Origin of the sequence: Thalassobellus citreus, assembly GCF_044385915.1 — a bacterium.
Taxonomy (GTDB): Bacteria; Bacteroidota; Bacteroidia; order Flavobacteriales; family Flavobacteriaceae; genus Thalassobellus; species Thalassobellus citreus.
On sequence record NZ_JBISCC010000009.1, the window covers coordinates 1 to 281 of the forward strand.

General features: G+C 34.9%; 1 protein-coding gene. It reads right to left on the minus strand.

Going from position 1 to position 281, the window contains the following annotated elements:
• The coding region (locus ACH5TX_RS00045; RefSeq protein WP_439337524.1) for a carboxypeptidase regulatory-like domain-containing protein at positions 1-281 on the minus strand (281 nt) is incomplete at both ends.

Here is a 281-nt window from a genome sequence, read left to right on the forward strand (position 1 = left end):
TTAGTAGGAACAGCAGAAGATGTAGGAGTTAACAATACATCTGCTAAATTAATAGTTTGATAATCATTAATGGTTTGATTAGAAAGGGTAAGCGATTGATAACAATCCGCTTCAAATAAAATATCGTAAGTACCAGCTTTCACAGGTCTGTAAAAATCACCATCATTAGCATCAGAAAAGGTATGCGAACCATAGGCATCATGACCAACAAGTGTAACAGTTGCCTGAATAGGTGTATTTGTATTGGCATCTTTAACAATACCTCTAAAACCATAAGTACC